13 protein-coding genes are annotated in these 18,775 nt (G+C 34.1%); 6 read left to right on the top strand and 7 right to left on the bottom strand.

Features of this window, described 5'->3' with window-relative positions; all coding sequences use genetic code 11:
* Positions 1-12 precede the first annotated feature (12 nt).
* The 4 genes from L1276_RS06625 to L1276_RS06640 form a co-directional block, all read right to left on the bottom strand.
* Positions 13-2,805 (bottom strand): carboxypeptidase-like regulatory domain-containing protein, encoded by a 2,793-nt coding sequence (locus L1276_RS06625; protein WP_253786314.1) that lies wholly within the window; start codon positions 2,803-2,805, stop codon positions 13-15.
* Positions 2,806-3,126: 321 nt separating this feature from the next.
* A complete protein-coding gene (glmS, locus tag L1276_RS06630) occupies positions 3,127-4,977 on the bottom strand; it encodes a glutamine--fructose-6-phosphate transaminase (isomerizing) (protein ID WP_253786315.1) in 1,851 nt (616 codons plus the stop codon).
* A gap of 9 nt (positions 4,978-4,986) precedes the next feature.
* Positions 4,987-6,624: a DUF4270 domain-containing protein gene (locus L1276_RS06635; protein WP_253786316.1), complete on the bottom strand. Its 1,638-nt coding sequence runs from the start codon at positions 6,622-6,624 to the stop codon at positions 4,987-4,989.
* Between the two features lie 21 nt (positions 6,625-6,645).
* The gene (locus tag L1276_RS06640) at positions 6,646-7,452 is read right to left on the bottom strand and encodes a glycogen/starch synthase (protein ID WP_253786317.1); all 807 of its coding nucleotides are present in this window, start codon (positions 7,450-7,452) and stop codon (positions 6,646-6,648) included.
* Positions 7,453-7,530: 78 nt separating this feature from the next.
* On the opposite strand from L1276_RS06640, the gene panC reads away from it, so the two are divergent.
* The 5 genes from panC to L1276_RS06665 all read left to right on the top strand — a co-directional run bounded on the left by panC (position 7,531) and on the right by L1276_RS06665 (position 13,472).
* Positions 7,531-8,409 carry a pantoate--beta-alanine ligase gene (gene panC, locus L1276_RS06645; protein ID WP_253786318.1) on the top strand — a complete coding sequence of 293 codons (879 nt, stop codon included), beginning with the start codon at positions 7,531-7,533 and terminating at the stop codon, positions 8,407-8,409.
* A gap of 14 nt (positions 8,410-8,423) precedes the next feature.
* Positions 8,424-8,774, top strand: coding sequence for an aspartate 1-decarboxylase (gene panD, locus L1276_RS06650; RefSeq protein ID WP_008465481.1), 351 nt, complete (start codon positions 8,424-8,426; stop codon positions 8,772-8,774).
* Between the two features lie 194 nt (positions 8,775-8,968).
* Positions 8,969-10,123, top strand: a complete 1,155-nt coding sequence (locus L1276_RS06655) for an alpha/beta hydrolase (RefSeq protein ID WP_253786319.1) — start codon at positions 8,969-8,971, stop codon at positions 10,121-10,123.
* A complete protein-coding gene (gene radA / locus L1276_RS06660) occupies positions 10,123-11,484 on the top strand; it encodes a DNA repair protein RadA (protein WP_253786320.1) in 1,362 nt (453 codons plus the stop codon). The genes L1276_RS06655 and radA overlap by 1 nt, the downstream gene beginning before the upstream one ends.
* Before the next feature lie 20 nt (positions 11,485-11,504).
* Positions 11,505-13,472 carry a transglycosylase domain-containing protein gene (locus L1276_RS06665; protein ID WP_253786321.1) on the top strand — a complete coding sequence of 656 codons (1,968 nt, stop codon included), beginning with the start codon at positions 11,505-11,507 and terminating at the stop codon, positions 13,470-13,472.
* 167 nt (positions 13,473-13,639) lie between these two features.
* On the opposite strand, the gene L1276_RS06670 is transcribed toward L1276_RS06665, so the two are convergent.
* The 3 genes from L1276_RS06670 to L1276_RS06680 all read right to left on the bottom strand — a co-directional run bounded on the left by L1276_RS06670 (position 13,640) and on the right by L1276_RS06680 (position 16,789).
* Positions 13,640-14,677: an aldo/keto reductase gene (locus L1276_RS06670; RefSeq protein ID WP_253786322.1), complete on the bottom strand. Its 1,038-nt coding sequence runs from the start codon at positions 14,675-14,677 to the stop codon at positions 13,640-13,642.
* A gap of 248 nt (positions 14,678-14,925) precedes the next feature.
* Entirely contained in the window at positions 14,926-15,870 is a 945-nt protein-coding gene (locus L1276_RS06675; RefSeq protein WP_253786323.1) for an OmpA family protein, read from the bottom strand.
* Positions 15,871-16,027: 157 nt separating this feature from the next.
* Positions 16,028-16,789 (bottom strand): exodeoxyribonuclease III, encoded by a 762-nt coding sequence (locus L1276_RS06680; protein WP_253786324.1) that lies wholly within the window; start codon positions 16,787-16,789, stop codon positions 16,028-16,030.
* A gap of 120 nt (positions 16,790-16,909) precedes the next feature.
* Here L1276_RS06680 and L1276_RS06685 point away from each other — a divergent pair, with 120 nt between their 5' ends.
* Positions 16,910-18,712: a lysophospholipid acyltransferase family protein gene (locus L1276_RS06685; RefSeq protein WP_253786325.1), complete on the top strand. Its 1,803-nt coding sequence runs from the start codon at positions 16,910-16,912 to the stop codon at positions 18,710-18,712.
* Positions 18,713-18,775 lie beyond the last annotated feature (63 nt).

Below are 18,775 nucleotides of genomic sequence, written 5' to 3' on the forward strand. Positions count from 1 at the left end.
ATAATTAATTTTTTAAGGATTAATTGTCCAAGAAGCAAACCACATCTGTCCAATCATACCTGCTCCAATAACCTGTAGATAATCTGATCCAAAAAGATTTGTTGCTCCAGCTTTTATAACCGATTTCCATTTTGGAATCGCATAATTTACCTGAGCATCCAAAACTGTATTTTCAGGAATTATACCGTCTCCAAATGATGATTCCCATAAGTACTCAGAATTCCATCTAACATTTATATTAAATCCTAAATTTTTTATCACTTTAGAATTTCCTAAAGAAGCTTTAACTCTATGTTTCGGAGTATTAAATCCTGCCACAAAATCAGGATCATCTGCCTGATCAAAATTAAATTGAGCATAATTATAGTTAGCACCCAGTTCAAAATCTTTGTATACTTTTTTAGACAAACCAATACCAAACCCCAAAGAAGAAATTTGTGCAGTAGTATTAGTATATACCTGATAAACTCTTCTGTCTCCAAAAGCCAATGCCTGGTAAGTTTGTTGTACAGCAGGATTTGCCGGATCTGTTCCAACAGTTCCATAGTAAGGAGAGATAACTCTCGCAGTATTCATGAAATCATTATAAATATTGTAGTATCCATTAATATCAATTGACAAATCATTTTGAATTACAGTTCTATATCCCGCTTCAAAAGCCTGAACCTGCTCTGGTTTTACTAACCCTATACTGGCCACCTGAAGATCATTTGGATTTGATGAAGCCGCAAATGCCTGAACCGAAGCTACCGTATATGCATTACGATAAGCATTTTGGCCTGACATATTAATAGTAGCCGGCTGACCAGCAACTGCCTGCCCTGCCGCACTAACATTTACCGTTTCCTGAAAACGATCTAAATTTTCAGCCGCTGAACCAATTAATGCAAACGGCCCTAAGTCTAAACCAATATATTGATCTTGTGTAGTTGGATTACGGAAACCGGTTTGATATGATAATCTAAAGTTATGTCTTTTTGATTCACCCGCCGAATATACAAATGAAATTCTAGGCGAAATGTTTCCATCAAAGTTTTGACTTTTATCATAACGTAATGACCCTGTAAACTTCAATCTGTCATCTAAGAATTTTTTCTGCAATTGAGCATATGCACCATATTCTTTATAATCAATTGGCCCGTCATAATCTGTAAAGATTGTTCCTTCAGAATTCATTACATATTTTCTCCAAGATCCTCCAACTTGAATTTCAGCCCATTTTATCACATCTCTAAAATTATAATTCACATCTGAGTGGTATAATTTTGAATGATCGATAAATTTTGCTCCTTGCGTTAAATCAGGATTTGATATTACATTTGCTAAAGCACTATTAAACTGAGCGGAACCGGGTTCAAATCTAGGCGAACCAGTCGGAGCAGGAAGAAAAGACAAAGCGCTTGGAAGAACATTGTAATCAGCAAAATTTCTTGCTATAGAAGCAGATTGATTTGCATTTGTTCCCATAACAGCACCTGCATATTGATAAGCCGTTGCATAATTCGTAAACCATTCTGTATCCGATTTAGCTGCTCTGTTAACATTCCAGGCAGCAAATCTCATATCATAAGAATCACCGGCATCTTCATCTGTAAAATACACTCTGGCAAAAAAGTTCTTCCCCTTTACTTCCAGTTTACCTTGCTGCATTAAGAAATCTTTTAATGCATATCTGTTTGCTCCCTGATAAATTGTACTTCCTGTACCAATTTTATATTGCAATATAATTTCAGTATCATCTGCCCAAGGCTTAAAATGCATCCCAAAATCAGCTTTCATACTTTTAACTTTATTATCCGTTAAGTCTTGCTCGCGATAACCCGTTCTACTAACTTGTCCAACATTCGGAATAAAAGTAGTAACCTCGTCACCATAAATATTCAATCCATCATAATTTTGATTTGTTGCATGGCTATCTCCTCCAGTCGTCATACTTCTTTTATCACCCGCAATCCATTCTGTAGCGGTCATGTAAGTAAAATTAGCTTTCATAGCAAAATGCTTTGTGAATGCTTTTGCTGCTCTAATTCCAAAATCATTATAATCATTGGTTCCTGCGATGTCCTGACTAGTTTGACCATATTTATAATAAACACTGATTCCTTCATTTGTAAAAGGACTTTTACTATTCATAAACATGATTCCGTTGAAAGCATTTGCACCATAAAGAGCAGAAGAAGCTCCCGGTAAAAGCTCCACACTTGCAACATCAATATCAGAAACACCAATCAGGTTTCCTAATACAAAGTTTAAAGCAGGAGAAGAATTATCCATTCCGTCTACCAATTGCATAAAACGAGTATTGGCTACCGTAGCAAATCCACGAGTATTGATAGATTTAAAAGAAATACTGCTCGTATTGAAATGCACTTCTTTTAAATTCTCTAATCCATCGTAAAATGACGGAGCCGTTGTGTTTTTAATTTCCTGAATACCCATTCTTTCAATAGTAACCGGCGATTCAATAACCCTTTCAGGTGTTCTCGAAGCCGAAACTACAATTTCATCCAGTTTCGTTTCTTCATCTTTTAAAATCACATTTACTTTTTGATTCGCTGATGTTACACTGACTGTTTTCGTTTCAAATCCCACAGCAGAAACCTTTATAGAAAAAGGCAGTTTTGCATTTGTGGTTAATTTAAACGTTCCATCAAAATCAGTAGACACACCACTAGTACTTCCAAGCACAACAACATTGGCACCGGGAATAGATTGTTTGTTACCATCAGTAACAGAACCTGTAATTGTATTCTGCGCAAAGGATATTCCGCTGAAAAACAACATAATTAGCAAGTAGACTCTCATTAGGGTTAGTTTTTTGGTTAGTTTTATTACTAGTTTATCTAGCCAAAATACAAATAATTTTAATATTAATAAAAAAACGTTAAAAAAAACCAATAATAATTACAATTTTTGCAACAATATTAACTATTTCACAATTAGATTTATTAGATTAAAATCAATATTTAATTACTATACCAACAACAATACTATGCATACATATAAAATTTCGTAATATTTTTGAATATTTAATAAAAATACATGTCACAGAAAAAAAATTTGACAATAAAAAAAAGCGAGACCTAAATCTCGCTTTTTTAACATTGTTTATATTTTTAGAAGTATCTATTCTACTGTAACTGACTTTGCTAAGTTACGCGGCTGATCAACATTACAACCTCTCATAACTGCAATATAGTAAGAAAGCAATTGTAATGGAATTGTCGTAATAAGCGGTGACAATGCATCTGAAGTTTCCGGAATTTCGATTACATAATCAGCTAATTCACGAACTTGTGTATCACCTTTTGTAACAACAGCAATGATTTTACCGCTTCTGGATTTGATCTCCTGAATGTTACTTACAATTTTATCGTAGTGACCTTGCTTAGGCGCAATTACAATAACCGGCATCTGCTCATCAATTAACGCAATTGGACCGTGTTTCATTTCGGCGGCCGGATAACCTTCTGCGTGAATATAAGAGATCTCTTTAAGTTTTAAAGCCCCTTCTAATGCCACCGGGAAATTGTATCCTCTTCCTAAATAAAGACAGTTTGGTGCATCTTTAAATTTAGCTGCAATTTCTTTTGCTCTGTCGTTTGTTTCTAACGCTTCAGCTACTTTTTCGGGAATTAATTCTAACTCTTGTAAGTACGCATGGAAATCAGGGCTTGACAACGTTCCTTTTGCTTTTCCTAATCTCAAAGCAATCATAGTTAAAACCGTGATTTGAGTAGTAAATGCTTTAGTAGAAGCTACTCCAATTTCAGGTCCAGCGTGTGTATAAGCACCAGCATGACTTTCTCTTGAAATAGACGAACCTACCACATTACAAACTCCAAACACAAAAGCTCCATTTTCTTTAGCTAATTTAATAGCAGCCATGGTATCTGCTGTTTCTCCAGATTGAGAAATTGCAATTACAACGTCGTCTTTATTGATAATTGGGTTTCTATATCTAAATTCAGAAGCATATTCCACTTCAACCGGGATACGTGTAAATTCTTCAAAGATATACTCGGCAACTAAACCTGCATGCCATGAAGTTCCACAAGCAACAATTAAAATTCGCTTAGCATTTAAGAATTTCTCAAGATTATCTTCAACACCAGCCATTTGAACAATTCCTTCATTTGCATGAAGTCTTCCTCTGTAAGTATCTTTAATTACACTTGGCTGTTCGTAGATTTCTTTTAGCATGAAATGATCATAACCTCCTTTTTCAATCTGCTCCAGATTCAATTGAAGCTCCTGAATATAAGGATCCACTAAAGAGTCGTCTTTAATTTTTCTTACTTTAAGAGGTTTGTGCAGTCTGATATTTGCCATTTCACCGTCTTCTAAATATACTGCATTCGAAGTATATTCAATAAATGGAGAAGCATCAGAAGCGATAAAGAATTCTCCTTCACCAACTCCAATTGCTAATGGACTGCCAAGTCTAGCTGCAACAATTTCGTTTGGATTTTTTTTATCAAAAACAGCAATTGCATATGCCCCTACAACTTGATTTAAAGCAATCTGAACTGCTTTACCCAATTTAATCTTTTCATTTTTCTGAACTTCTTCAATTAAGTTTACTAGAACTTCTGTATCAGTATCAGATTTAAAAGTATAACCACGTTTAATTAACTCTTCTTTAAGCGGCGCATAGTTTTCAATAATTCCGTTGTGAATAATCACTAAATCTCCAGAATTAGAAACATGAGGATGAGAGTTTACATCATTTGGAACACCATGTGTTGCCCAACGAGTATGTCCAATTCCAATACTTCCATTTATAGTAAAACCTTCTTGTGCTTTAGCTTCAAGATCTGAAACTTTACCCTTTGTTTTACAAACTTTTACACCCGACTCGTCATCATATAACATAACGCCGGCACTATCATATCCTCTATATTCGAGCCGTTTCAGCCCTTTTATAACTATAGGATAAGCCTCTCTATGTCCTATATATCCAACAATTCCACACATATATATTTATTAATTTGGTTTCGTGTAGTAAATCTCAAGCCTTAATCTTTTATCATAATTTGCATTACCTGCTGGAATATTATTACCGAACAATATTGTTCCCAGCGGATTCATAACAGATGCTCTTGGCGCTTGAGAAATATTTTCATTCTTCGTCTTTAAAAAATTTGAAGCATTTACATTAATGCTTTCTGAAACAACCAAACCTAAATCAACGTTTTCAGCTGAGCTGTTTTTTATAAGATTTCGAATATGATCTGTAATTCTGATTTTATATAATTTACCTCTTTTATTATCACCTCGTGTAATCAAACCTCCAAAAATGTACTTAGCATCTTTTGGATCAGTAGTTGCACTTGATGTTTGATCTGAGTAATAATCTACAATTGGCAGATTATTTTTCAAATCATATAAATAAACTCGTTTTGGCTCTTCCTTAGCATCAACTGGCGCCATTCCATCTGCATCAATATAAAAAACCAGATTTGCTTCATTTACCAGCCATTTATTAGTTCTAATCTGCTCTATTTGAGACGCAAAATCAGTCAGTTTAATAACTGCCAGAGATCCTTCTCCGCCTTTTATATACAAACGTTCATCACCAGAAGTCTTATTAAATGCTTTTATTGCATTTTCATAAATAGGCTGTTTAAGATCCTGAAGGAAACTTGCTGTATTTACACCTCCGGTTATCGAGGTAGTCATATTTAAAACTAAAGTTTTTTCTTCTTTTTCAGTTTCAGCATCAGTAGTAATTGCCGTTTTTGCCTTATAAGTAATTGTAATTTTACCTTTTGTAAAATCTAACTTTGCCAAATTACTAGCACTTCCGTCAGATGCTTTTTCTACTTTAAAATACAATCCTCTAAAATATTCCTGAAATACATCGGCTGCAGCCAATTTTGAAGCTGGAGCTTTTAAAATTCTATTAAGAAAAAAATCTTTATTCAAATTTAAACGCATTTCCGGAGAAGAACGAGTAACCGTCCATTTATCTGCCGTAGCCTCTTTGGTTGAATCTACTCTTTGTTTTGCATCAAAAAAGAATTGATCATTTTCAAAAACATTTTCTGAATTATTCAAACGATCCCCTACTTTCTTAGTATCGAAATTCAATTCTCCCGCAGTTGTATTAGAATCCTGATTTGTATAATAAAGCTGTGCTATTTCTGAACCACCGCTTACAGTAGTACTTCTCATTTGAATACCAGATTCATAAACACTCAACTTAAGCTTTCCTTCCTTTGGCCCGTAAATAGAATCTAATGCATATACACTGCTTCCATCGCTGTTAACACTTGTTACATGACTAAAATAAGGAACACTAAGTACAACACTTTCAATTTCCGGCTCTTCACCAATTGTTGGCGCGTAAGAAGTAAGAACAAGCTGAGTAGTAAAATTAGCTGTCGTAGTTCCAAAAACAGGATTTACATAGATCCCTAATGCGTTACTTGACAATGCATTGGACTGAACAGGTGTAATTTCTTGGTTATAAGCAATTACATCATATTTTGTAGATTCAAGCCCAAAATGATCATCAGCAATTAAATCGCTTCCTATTTCATTAAAATCTTTGTCACAAGAATATAAAAAAACAACTGTTGCAACTAATAGAATTTTCTTAATAAAAGAAGTATTGTACATATTTAATAATAAAGTTAAATTTTAAAGACCAAACGTTCTATAGAAATTTGTATACGCTTCAGCGAATGCATCTTTCGTGGCGAAAGGTAAAAAAGGTTTTCCTGAAGATTCTATAAATTTTGTTAAACTTGGAGAAACATTAGGCGAAGCTATAATAACTCCGTCTGAATGTAAGATACTGGCTTTTAAAATATTTTCGTAGTTTGGAGTTTCAAGATCAGCAACAGAATCATGCGGAACACCGTCAAATTTCACTTTATTGATCATCTCCATATCTAAATTTTCATCAAAAGACTGACCATAAACTGAGGTAATGATTTTGGTATCATTAAACAAAGCCTCATTTTTATAATAATGCTTCATATAGATTGGAAGCATTGCTGCCAGCCATCCATGAACGTGAATAATGTCCGGAACCCAGTTTAATTTTTTTACAGTCTCAACAACTCCTTTTGCAAAAAATATAGCACGCTCATCATTATCAGGATACAAAGCCCCTTCTTCATCAGCAAAAGTTGCTTTACGTTTAAAATATTCATCGTTATCTATAAAATAAACCTGAATTCTTTCTTTAGGAATTGAAGCCACCTTGATAATCAACGGCATATCTAAATCATTCACTACCAAATTCATCCCTGAAAGTCTGATCACTTCATGTAATTGATGTCTTCTCTCATTGATATTTCCATATCTTGGCATGAAAATTCTTATCTGACCTCCTTGATCATTAATCATTTTAGGAACGTCATAAGACATTAAAGAAACCTCATTTTCAGCCAGATAAGGCACGACTTCAGATGATACGTATAATATCCTCTTATCTTTCATAATAGTATTTTACTTAATTTTTGGTAATAAAAACGTCGCAAAATTACAAAAATTTATGCAGTTTATAACTAATATATTATGTTTGCACTAAATTTTAATAATACCGCCATGCATATTTTCTACGGTAAAGTAGCTCTGATAGCCTATTTAAAAACTATCAAAACCGCAAATTCAACTATAGGATTTGTCCCAACCATGGGAGCTTTACACCAAGGGCATCTGGCTTTAATGCAGCGATCACTTAAAGAAAACGACGACACTGTTGTAAGTATTTTTGTTAACCCAACTCAGTTTAACAACCCTGAAGATCTTGAAAAATACCCTCGCACTCTTGAAGAAGATGTAAAAAAAATGAGAGGATTAAGCGACAAAATAATCTTATACGCTCCTTCGGTCGAAGATATTTATGAAGGACAAACTGTTTCTCAATCATTTGACTTCGACGGATTAGAGAATCAAATGGAAGGAAAATTCCGCCCAGGACATTTTAACGGCGTTGGAACAATTGTAAAACGCTTGTTCGAAATCGTGACGCCAACCAATGCTTATTTTGGAGAAAAAGATTTTCAGCAGCTTCAAATTGTTAAAAAATTGGTCGAAAAAAACAATTTATCAGTAAACATTGTAGGGTGTCCTATTTTTAGAGAAGACAATCTTTTAGCCATGAGTTCTCGTAATGAACGTTTAACTCCAGAAGAAAGAAAAGAAGCTTCAATAATCTATAAAATTTTAACCGAAGCCAAAGAAATATTCCAAAACAGCACACCTGAAGAAACAATTCAATTTGTAGAAGATGCTTTCAGAAACAATGAAAGATTTGATCTTGAATATTTCGTAATTGCTGACGAATCTACATTATTATCTATCGATCATAAAATTAAAGACAAAAATTACCGTGCGTTTATAGCGGTATTTGTTAATTCTATAAGGTTGATTGACACCATTTCATTAAATTAAATTACCTTTGCTCCATGCAGATTCAAGTTATAAAATCAAAAATTCATCGAGTAAAAGTTACTGGAGCTGATTTAAATTATATTGGCAGTATTACTATTGATGAAACTTTACTGGAAGCCTCAAATATTATTGAAGGCGAAAAAGTATCTATTGTTAACATTAATAACGGAGAACGTTTTGAAACTTATGCAATTAAGGGAGAAAAAAATTCAGGTGAAATTACACTGAATGGCCCTGCTGCAAGAAAAGTTCAAAAAGACGACATTATTATTATCATTTCGTATGCCACACTGGATTTTGAAGAAGCTAAAACCTTCAAGCCGTGGATCATTTTCCCAAATGAAAATGATAATTCGTTAACCTAGATTTTCTCTATACTTTATGAGATACCAGGCTTTGTCAAAAATATTTTTTGCACAAACAAATCTTCTTTTATACAAATCAAAAATTTGCGTAAGAAATCATTGCTTTTTTTAACCCTCAATAACAAAAAAGCAAATAAAGTATTATATTGCCCTCTATTTTCAATACTTTTTAATTCACTGAAATGCCACAAATCATGAAAAAAGTTTACCTGCTGATTACCCTAATTTCCGCTTCTGTTTTTTCGCAGAAAAAATTTGACAACATTAAATCCGAAAAACTAGGAGAAGAAAGAAGAATTACAATTGGGCTTCCACCTTCTTATGAAGCTAAACCAGACAAAAAATATCCGGTTTTATATTTATTAGATGGTGATTATTTATTTGATCCGTTTTCAGGAGCAGTAAGTTATGGTGCTTATTGGGATGATATTCCAGAGATGATCATTATTGGAATTCATCAAAACAAAGACGAAGAACGTTATGATGATACTACAATTGATCAAAATGAAGGTTTACCATTTGAAAAAGGAGCAAAATTTTTCGAATTTATCGGGGCTGAATTAGTACCTTATATTGAAAAAAAATACCGCACATCCCCTTTCAGAATCATTGCAGGCCATGATGTAACCGCCAGTTTTGCCAATTTTTATTTATACAAAGAAATCCCGCTTTTTAGTGCTTACATTTGTTTAAGCCCGGAATTGGCTCCAAAAATGGAAGTGAGAATTGCCGAGAAATTTGCCAAAATACAAAAACCAATATTCTATTATCTTTCGGCTGGTGAAGGTGATATCAAAAAAATTAAAGAGCCAATAGAAAAATTAGACAGCAATATTAAAATCGCAAATAATCCGTTAGTGAATTACAAATACGACGTATTCAAAGGCGCAACGCATTATACCGAAGTTTTACATTCAATTCCAAACGCATTGTATCAGATTTTTGAAGCTTACAGACCAATAAATTCAGCAGAATACAATAACAAAATTGCTGTTCTGGAAACAGGTTATGCCGATTATCTGGAAAAAAAATACAGCATTATGTCTGAAATTTTAGGCGTTCAGATTCCGGTTAGAATGAATGACTTTAAAGTAATTGAAAACATTATTTTAAAGAAAAACGCTTACGACGAATTAGGAAAAATGGCAGAGATTGGAAATGTAAATTATCCAAAAGCCATGTTAGGTGAATATGAATTAGGATTGATGTACGAAAAAATGGGCGATCCAAAACATGCTTCAAAAAAATATCAAAACGCTTCTCAAATGGAGCCAATTGGAGATTTGAATAAAGATTTGATGTATGAGAAAATTGACGAAATGAATACACTTGCTAAAAAAGGTAAATAATGTCCAAAGTTAAAACTTCTTTTTTTTGCCAAAATTGCGGTACCCAATATTCTAAATGGCAGGGACAGTGCAACGCATGCAAGGAATGGAATACAATTGCTGAAGAAATAATCCAAAAGCAGGAAAAAACGGCCTGGAAAAGCGAACCTGCTTCATCAAGTAAAGCACCGAGGCCTTTAAAAATTAACGAAATTGATTCGGCTCAGGAAATCCGCATGGATACCACTGATGGTGAATTGAATCGTGTTTTGGGAGGCGGAATCGTTCCGGGATCTTTAACACTTTTAGGAGGAGAACCAGGAATTGGAAAAAGTACACTTTTGCTTCAAATCTCATTAAAATTACCTTATAAAACTTTATACGTTTCTGGAGAAGAAAGTCAGAAACAGATAAAAATGCGTGCCGAAAGAATAACGCCAAATAGCGACAACTGCTATATTTTAACGGAAACTAAAACGCAGAACATCTTCAAACAAATTGAAGCCATTCAGCCTGAAATTGTAATCATAGATTCCATTCAGACTTTACATACGGATTATATTGAATCAACTGCCGGAAGTATTTCTCAAATTAGAGAAACCACTGCCGAGTTAATCAAATTTGCCAAAGAAACCAATATTCCGGTTATTTTAATCGGGCATATTACAAAAGACGGAAATATTGCAGGGCCAAAAATTCTGGAACATATGGTTGATACCGTTCTTCAGTTTGAAGGAGACAGAAACCATATTTATAGAATTTTACGATCGCTGAAAAATCGTTTTGGTTCAACTTCAGAGCTTGGAATTTACGAAATGCTTGGAAGTGGTTTGCGCGAAGTCAGCAATCCGTCAGAAATCCTGATTTCACACAAAGACGAAGAACTGTCCGGAACCGCAATTGCTTCAACTCTAGAAGGCATGCGTCCGTTGATGATCGAAATTCAATCGCTTGTAAGTACAGCCGTTTACGGAACCCCACAGCGTAGTACGACTGGTTACAACGCCAAAAGACTAAACATGATTTTGGCTGTTTTAGAAAAAAGAGCCGGATTCCGTTTAGGCGCAAAAGACGTTTTCCTAAATGTAACCGGAGGAATTTCTGTCGATGATCCCGCGATTGACCTTGCTGTTGTCGCCGCTATTTTATCATCAAACGAAGACATTCCCGTTGGAAAAGGCTTTTGTTTTGCCGGCGAAGTGGGTCTTTCTGGAGAGATTCGTCCCGTTAACCGTGTGGATCAGCGTATTCAGGAAGCCGAAAAATTAGGTTTCGATACCATTTTTGTTTCTAAATACAACAAAATCGCTTTAAAAAATACAGGAATCAAAATTGAACTTGTAGCAAAAATTGAAGATGTTGCCAGCATTCTCTTTGGTTGATCTCTGACAAAAACACCTCTATGAATTTTCCTAAACAAACAATATTCAAAGCTTTAAAAATACTTGCCGTAGTATTTATACTGCTTTGCATCGGCCTGTACTTTTTTCGCAACTCTCTTTTAAACCAGGCAATTGCCAAAGTAACCCATAAAATGGCCGTTGATTACAATAGTGATTTTTCTATAAAAGATGCTTCCTTTGACGGATTATCAACTATCAAACTTACAGATGTTGTTCTGGTTCCCAAAAATGCTGACACATTATTAAAAATTAACAACATTGAAACCAGCATCAGCTTAAGTAATTTATTGATTGGCGATGTTCAGGTTGGAACTTTAAATATTAACAAAGGCTATATTCAATTAGTCAAAAAAGGAAAAATCCGAAATTTTGATGCTTTCTTAAAAAGAAACAAAGACGACGAGCCTGAAAAAAATGAAAAAAGAAAATACGGTGCTTTTGCCTATCGTATCATTTCTAAACTTCTTAATTTAGTTCCTACTGACATGAATTTGGAAAACTTCAAATTCAAAATTGACGATAATGGCAAGAAAACCGATATCGCAATAAATAAACTGGTTTTAAACAACAAACAGCTCGAAACCAGCATTCATGTTGTAAGCAAAGATTTTGATCAGCGATGGAACCTAAAAGGATTTGCTGACCCAAGAAATCAAAAAGCAGATATTCGATTTTTTAATTTAGATACCGGAGCAATTAAAGTTCCTTATCTGGATGAACGCTACAACTTAAAAGCAAGTTTTGATTCTATTCGTTTAAAAGTCGAAAACATTGACAAAAGCGGCAGTGAATTGCATCTTGACGGTTTTACATCTATTGTAAATTTAAAAATCAATCACCCAAAAATTGCCAGCAAAGATGTTGTTATAAAAAATGCACGTTTTGATTATCGTTTTTTATTAGGTGATAATTTCATTTCGATCGACAGCACTTCGACAATGACGCTGAATAAAATAAAACTGCGTCCTTATATTTCATACGACACCGAAAAAGATACGGTTTATACTTTGAAAGTAGATATTCCGAAAATGAAAGCGCAGGATTTTATTGTTTCGCTTCCTGACGGATTATTTACGCATTTCCAGGGAATGCAGGCAACGGGAAATTTCGATTATAAACTGGATTTCAAATTCAATAAAAATAAACCAAACACACTTGTTTTTGACAGTAAACTGAATAAAGAAGATTTAAGAATTACAAAATATGGCGAAGCTGATTTGAATAAACTAAACGGCGAATTTGTTTATCGCGCCATTATTCAAAATGTATTGCAACGACCTGTTTTGGTTGGGAATGCCAATCCGAATTATGCCCCTTTAGACCAGATTTCGCCTTATTTACGAAAATCTGTTTTAACGACCGAAGATCCATCGTTCTTTTCCCATCGTGGCTTTATAAATGAAGCTTTCAAACAATCGATCCTAAAAAATATTAGAACCAAAAAGTTTTCCCGAGGCGCGAGTACAATCAGCATGCAGTTGATTAAAAACGTATTCTTAACAAGAGAAAAGACGCTTTCGCGAAAGCTGGAAGAAATCTTGTTAGTTTATATTTTAGAAAACAACCGAATTGTAAGCAAGGAAAGAATGCTCGAGGTTTATTTCAATATTATTGAATGGGGACCAAATGTATACGGAATTGGCGAAGCGAGTCATTTCTATTTCCAAAAAAGTCCATCGGCTTTAAATGTAGATGAATGTTTGTACTTGGCAACCATTATTCCGAAACCTAGAAAATTCATGTATCAGTTTAATGACGAAGGCAATTTGAAAGATTATGCATTAAAGAATCAGAAGTTCTTAAAGAATTTAATGTTCCGCCGAGGTCTTTTAGTTCCTGAAGACACAATTGGATTATTACCGGTTTATATTTCAGGAAATGCACGTTCTTTAATTAGAATTAAAGTTCCAGATTCTACAGCAGTTAAAAATGATTCTTTGTCTATTAGTGATGAATTTGATTTGTAATCACTAGAGAAGTTAACCGCAAGGTTGGCTAATATTTACGCAAAGCACACAAAGATTTTTTAACTTATAAAAATCTTCGTGTGCTTTTTTATTGTTTTCCTTTATTAATGCATTGCGAAATTTGCGCAAATATTTGTGTGCTTTGCGGTTAAATAGTATTTTAAATTTTAAGGCGCCGGATCTGGAATTATTGCCTGAACTTGGTTTATTTCTGCTATGATTTCTTTAGAAAGCACAACATCAATTGTGGCAATATTTTGTTTTAATTGTTCCAGAGTGGTTGCACCAATAATTGCACTTGTCAAAAACGGCTGCTGCAATACAAATCCCATTGCCAGTTCGGTTAAAGTTAACCCATTTTTTACAGCAATTTCCTGATACAATTTAGTTGCCTCCGTACATTGTTCGCTTTTGTAACGCGTATATTGCGGAAAAAGATTAACTCTGGCTTTTGGATGTGCTTCACCAGTTAAAAATTTCCCAGTCAAAGTTCCGAATGCTAAAGGTGAATAAGCCAATAATCCAACATTTTCATGTTTTGAAACTTCGGCAGAATTCACTTCAAAAAGTCTATTCAATAAATTATATGGATTTTGAACTGTTTTAATTCTTGGCAGATTTTGATATTTGCTTTCTTCTAAAAGGCGCATCATTCCCCAAGAATTTTCATTTGAAACTCCAATATGTTTTATTTTACCTTCTTTGATTAAACCATCGAAGGTCTCAAGGATTTCTCTAAAGTTATCTTCCCAAGCATCTTCAAAACCTGTAAAAGCACGGTTTCCAAAATTATTGGTTTTACGTTCCGGCCAGTGCATTTGATACAAATCAATATAATCTGTTTGAAGACGTTTTAAGCTATTTTCTAAAGCATATTTAATACTTACCGGAGAGAAGTCTACTTTTTCACGCATATAGCCAAAATTCGGATTTGGACCCGCGATTTTTGAAGCCAAAACAACTTTATCTCTGTTTCCAGATTTTTTAAACCAAGTTCCTATAATTTTTTCGGTGCTTCCATAAGTGCCTTCACTTGCCGGAACCGAATACATTTCGGCAGTATCAAAAAAATTCACACCTTTTTCTAATGCATAATCCATTTGAGCGTGACCTTCAGCTTCTGTATTCTGCTGACCAAAAGTCATGGTTCCAAGGTTTATTTTACTAACTTTTATATCGGTGTTGGGTAATGTAGTGTATTTCATTTTTTTTAAGATACTGAGTTGCTAAGATTCTAAGGTTCTAAGGTTTTTCCCTTTTTTATTAATCAGTCTTCAAAGATACGAACGGATTTCTCAAATCTAAAAACGAGAAAGGTTAAAAAAAGTACAAGATTTATTTTGAGAAGCTAAGGTTCTGAGATACTAAGATCCTAAGTTTAGATTCCAATTAATAAAAAAAGGTTCAAAGTTTTACTTTGAACCTTTTTTTAAATCTTAGAACCTTAGCAACTCTAATTGATACTATTAAGCATTTCAGCGATTTCATCTAATCTTGGTGTCAAGATGATTTCGATTCTACGGTTTTTAGCTTTTCCTTCTGGAGTAGCGTTACTGGCAAGAGGAGAAAATTCGCTTCGCCCAGCAGCAGTAAGTTTTTGTTTGTTGATTTTATTATTTTCACTCAAAATAGCCACAATTGCAGTTGCTCTTTTAGTCGATAAATCCCAGTTATTTGCAATTGGTCCTGAACCCGCATACGGATCATCATCTGTATGTCCTTCGATAAGAACAGAAAGATCTGGATTATCACCCAAAACTTTTCCAAGTTCTACTACGGCTCTTCTTCCTTCTGATCCAACAGCCCAGCTTCCTGAATTAAAAAGTAATTTGTTTTCCATAGAAACATATACTTTTCCGTTTTTGTGTTCAACAGTTAAACCCTTACCTTCAAAACCAGTTAAGGCTTTCGATAACGTTTCTTTTAATTTACGCATTGCATCTTCTTTAGCCGCAATCATATCTTCAAGCTCTTTTAAACGATTGGCTGTTTTATCTAAACGTGCTTGTTCATCGGCAAGAGCCTTACCTTTTGCTTCTAATTGTGCTAACAGCTCACGATTTTTAGCCATGTTTTTCTCTAAAGCGTCGTTACTGTTTTTCTCTAATGCATTATAAGAATCCTGTAGTACTTTGTATTTCTTTTGCTCTGCAGCTAAATCGGCTTTTTGTTTGGCAAGGTCATCTTTTGTACTTGCTAAATCTTTATTTAGTTTATCACGATCTAATTCTAACTGATTTTTTGTTTTTTTCAAATCAGCATTTTCGTCAGCGATTGAGCGGTTTTCTTTTTTTAGATCCGAATACTTCGTTTCAAGATCATTATAAATCTTTTTGGACACACATGAAGTTAAAGACAATGCTAAAACTACTAATCCGATGGAGGCTTTTTTAATCATGTTTTCTTTTGATTTTTATTTGGAGGCGATTAACAATTCTAACTATTTTAAATTCCAAAACTTAAAAATCCAAATTCCAAATAGTCTCATAGTTTTAATGGAATTCGTATTCAAATTTTTAGAATCGCTTTTTTCTCAGCAAGAACAATACCAAACTTTATTCGATTTCGACTAAAACCGGACAGTGATCTGAGTGAACTGCATCCGGAAGAATAACGGCACGTTTTAAACGATGCTCCATAGCGTTGCTTACCAAATTATAATCAATGCGCCAGCCTTTGTTGTTTCCTCTTGCGCCCGCGCGGTAACTCCACCAAGAATAATGATGCGGATCTTTATTAAAATGACGGAAACTGTCGATAAATCCAGATTTCATAAAAGCATCAAGCCACTCACGCTCTTTTGGCAAAAATCCTGAAACTGTTTTGTTACGAACAGGATCGTGAATATCAATTGCTTCATGACAGATATTATAATCTCCGCAGATTATCAAATTTGGAATAGCCGTTTTGAGTTCATTAATGTAAGTTTGAAAGTCATCCATAAACATAAATTTATGATCCAGCCTGTCAATATTAGTTCCCGATGGAAGATATAAACTCATTACCGAAACATCATCAAAATCAACACGAAGATTTCGTCCTTCAAAATCCATATGATGAATTCCTGTTCCGTAAACTACTTTTTTGGGTTCAATTTTAGATAATATTGCAACACCGCTATATCCTTTTTTTGTTGCCGGATAATAATATTGATACGGATAGCCGGCAGCCGTTACAGCTTCTACAGGGATTTGATCCTGAGTTGCTTTAATCTCCTGAAGGCAGATAACATCTGGACTCGCCGCTTGCAGCCATTCAATAAAACCTTTTGTAATTGCAGCACGAATTCCGTTTACATTATAAGAAATAATTTTCATCTTGGTAATTTTTTTAGGATTCCAAATGTAATAAAAAAGTGCAAAGTTTATCTTGGAAACAACGAAAAGTAGAGTTTTTTGTTATCTTTGTTCGCTGTTCTAATAAATTAAAAATAGTACATGGGTTTAGTTACCGCGAAAGAAGTTGCAAAGGCAATAAATGTTGAAAAGTACGGAGTCCTCGGTACGTTTTCTGGCTGGATTCTTATGAAGGTTCTTAAGATCTCTACCCTCAATAAAATTTACGATCATAATAAACATTTAGAAGATGTTGCGTTTTTAAATGGAATTTTGGATGAGATGGAGATTAAATTCGAAATCCCGGAAGAAGATTTAAAACGTTTGCCAAAAGAAGGTCCGTATATTACCATTTCAAATCATCCGCTTGGAGGAATTGATGGAATTTTGCTATTGAAATTAATGCTTGAAAGAGAGCCTAATTTCAAAATTATTGCAAATTTCCTATTACACAGAATCGTTCCGCTAAAAAAATACATCATGCCGGTTAATCCTTTTGAAAATCATAAGGATGCTAAATCGAGCGTAGTTGGCATTAAGGAAACTTTACGTCATTTAAGTGATGGAAAACCGCTTGGAATTTTTCCTGCCGGTGAAGTTTCGACTTATAAAGACGGAAAATTAGTAGTAGACAAACCTTGGGAAGAAGGCGCTCTGAAATTGATTAGAAAAGCCAAAGTTCCGGTTGTTCCTATCTACTTTCACGCTAAAAACAGTAAATTATTCTATTGGCTTTCTAAAATAGATGATACGTTACGTACTGCAAAACTTCCTTCAGAACTGCTTACGCAAAAAGACCGTGTTATTAAAGTTCGAATAGGTAAACCAATTTCTGTAAGCGAGCAAAACGAAATTCAATCTTTTGAAGAATATTCAGAATTCTTAAGAAAAAAAACCTATATGCTGGCTAATCCTTTTGAAAAAGATACCAAACTGATTGACACAGCAAGTTTAAAAATACCAAAAGCACCTAAAAAAATCGTTACGCCGGCTAATGAATCAAAAATGATTGATGAAGTTCAGGCGTTAAGAAACAGCGACTGCAGATTATTGCAGAGTAAAAATTATGAAGTGTTTTTTGCACGTGCAAAATCAATTCCGAATATTTTACATGAAATTGGACGTCTTCGTGAAATTACTTTTAGAGAAGTTGGTGAAGGAACAAACGAATCTATTGACATTGACGAATACGATCAATATTATCACCATATGTTTTTATGGGATGATGAAACTAAAAAAATAGCAGGTGCTTACCGTATGGGATTAGGTGCTGAGATTTATCCGAAATACGGCATTGAAGGTTTTTATCTGACTGACTTATTCAGATTCGAACCGGAATTGCACGATATGATGCATAAGTCGATCGAAATGGGACGTGCTTTTATTATTCGTGAATATCAGCAAAAACCAATGCCTTTGTTCTTGTTATGGAAAGGGATTATACATACAACATTGCGTTATCCTGAACATAAATACTTATTAGGCGGCGTAAGTATCAGTAATCAATTCTCGGATTTTTCTAAATCGCTGATGATTGAGTTCATGAAATCGAATTACTACGATCCTTATATTGCACAATATATTCATCCTAAAAAAGCTTATAAAGTAAAACTTAAGGATGCTGACAAGGATTTTATTTTTGACGAAGCTGAATCAGACTTAAACAAATTCGACAAGATCATTGATGAATTAGAACCAGGAAATTTACGTTTACCCGTTTTAATTAAAAAGTATATCAAACAAAACGCACGAGTGGTTGCTTTTAACGTTGATCCTTTATTTAATAATGCTATAGATGGTTTAATGTACATTAGAATCGCGGATATACCTGAAAGCACAATGAAACCCGTTATTGAAGAGTTTCAAATAGAATTGGAGCGTAAATTATCTGAAAAAGAAGATTAACGATAGTTCATAAACAAACAAAAAACTCATAAGTCATTTAACTTATGAGTTTTTTGTTTCAAT

The organism is Flavobacterium sp. HSC-32F16 (genome assembly GCF_024171645.1).
Lineage (GTDB): Bacteria > Bacteroidota > Bacteroidia > Flavobacteriales > Flavobacteriaceae > Flavobacterium.